The following is a 1,714-nucleotide window of genomic DNA, read 5'->3' as shown; positions in this document are numbered from 1 at the left end:
CTCCAACGGCGAGGGCGGCATGCGCGTGGAGCTGACGGACGTGCTGCTGCGCGACTCCACGCTGACCCCGGGTGAGATCCTCATGTCCGAGTCGCAGGAGCGCATGATGGCCGTGGTGACGCCGGAGCACGTCGCCGCGTTCCATGCCGTCATGGCCACGTGGGCCGTTGAGTCCTCGGGGCCGGCGCAGGTCCCCGCCGACGCGGTGGAGCGGCTGGCCGCGATGGCCGCCCTCGCGCTGGCGGAGACCGCGATGGACGGCGAGCTGACCCGCCTGCGCGTGTGCGAGGGCGAGGACTGCGAGAACGCGCTCGTGGACGCCAGCCGGAACCGGTCCAAGCGGTTCTGCGACGAGGCCAACTGCGCCAACCGCACCCACGTGCGCTCCTACCGGGCACGGCTGGCCGAGGCGGCGGAGTCCGCCCCCGCGGCGGATCCGGCCGGGCCGGAGGAGGCGGAGGCGCCGGAGGCCGTCGTGGACTCCGAGGCCGCCGCCGACGAGCCCCGCCGGGAGACCAAGAAGGAGAAGAAGGAGCGCAGGAAGGCGGAGAAGAAGGCCCGCAAGAAGGCGGAGAAGAAGGCCGGCAAGAAGAAGTCGGACAAGAAGAAGGACTGACCCGGCCCCACCCGCCGGGGGACGGGGCGGCCTCGTGGTTCCGTCGGCCGACCGGACACCCCTAGCCTGCGAGGCATGAGCGAGCACACCCCCGCCCACTCCCCCGCCGCCCCCGCGTCCCTCGGACCCGCCCACCGCAAGGTCGGCGTCGTGGGGGCCGGCGGCGTCGGCACCGCGATCTGCTACGCGGCGCTGATCCGCGGCGTCGCCCGCGAGGTCGCCCTCTACGACATCGACGAGCCCAAGGTCCGCGCCGAGGTCCTCGACCTGGCCCACGGCACCCCGTTCACCTCCGCGTCCGCGATGAGCGGCGGCGCGGACCCGGACGTCCTGGCCGGCTGCGAGGTCGTGGTGATCACGGCCGGCGCCAAGCAGAAGCCGGGGCAGACCCGCCTCGACCTCGGCGCGCACAACGTGGAGATCCTGCGCGGCCTGCTGCCCCAGGTGCAGGCGCACGCGCCGGACGCGCTGATCGTGCTCGTCACCAATCCCGTGGACGTCCTCACGCTGGTGGCCCAGCGCCTCACCGGTCTGCCTGCCGGCCGGGTGATCGGCTCGGGCACCCTCCTGGACACGTCCCGCCTGCGGTGGCTGCTGGCGTCGCGGGCGCAGGTCCACGCGTCGTCGGTGCACGCGGCCATCCTCGGCGAGCACGGGGACTCGGAGTTCCCCGCGTGGAGCTCGGCGCGCATCGGCCCGACGCCCATCCTGGAGTGGCCGACGCCGGCCGACCCGCTGTTCGCCCGCGCCGACCTGGACGAGGTGGCGGACACCGTGGTGCACGCCGCGTACGAGGTGATCCAGGGCAAGGGCGCCACCACGTACGCGGTCGGCGTGGCCACGACCCGCCTGCTCGAGGCGATCCTGCGCGACCAGCACGCCATTCTGCCGGTCTCCACCGTGCTCGACGGCGTCCACGGGCTCTCGGACGTCGCCCTGTCCCTGCCGTCCGTGGTGGGGCGCGGCGGCGTGACCCGCGTGATCCAGACCGAGCTGGACGCCACGGAGATGCGGGCGCTGCACGCCTCGGCGGACGCGCTGCGGCGGGAGGCACGCAGCCTCGGGTTCTGAGGCGCCGGCCTCAGGCGCGCGGGGCGA

At 74.4% G+C, this 1,714-nt stretch carries 2 protein-coding genes; both read left to right on the top strand.

What is annotated here, in order from left to right; genetic code table 11:
- Window positions 1–616: CGNR zinc finger domain-containing protein (locus D8M29_RS11790; protein WP_238693408.1), on the top strand; the 616-nt coding region annotated here is incomplete at its 5' end.
- 75 nt (window positions 617–691) lie between these two features.
- Window positions 692–1,687 (top strand): L-lactate dehydrogenase, encoded by a 996-nt coding sequence (locus D8M29_RS11785; RefSeq protein WP_127435505.1) that lies wholly within the window; start codon window positions 692–694, stop codon window positions 1,685–1,687.
- Window positions 1,688–1,714 lie beyond the last annotated feature (27 nt).

This window comes from Micrococcus sp. HSID17227, from assembly GCF_003989405.1.
GTDB classification, from domain to species: domain Bacteria; phylum Actinomycetota; class Actinomycetes; order Actinomycetales; family Micrococcaceae; genus Micrococcus; species Micrococcus luteus.
This window is presented reverse-complemented; position numbering and strand designations above follow the sequence as displayed.

Bases quoted from the DNA above. Each gene is read 5' to 3' on its own strand.
- D8M29_RS11785 (WP_127435505.1), top strand. From the start codon at position 692: ATGAGCGAGCACACCCCCGCCCACTCCCCCGCCGCCCCCGCGTCCCTC.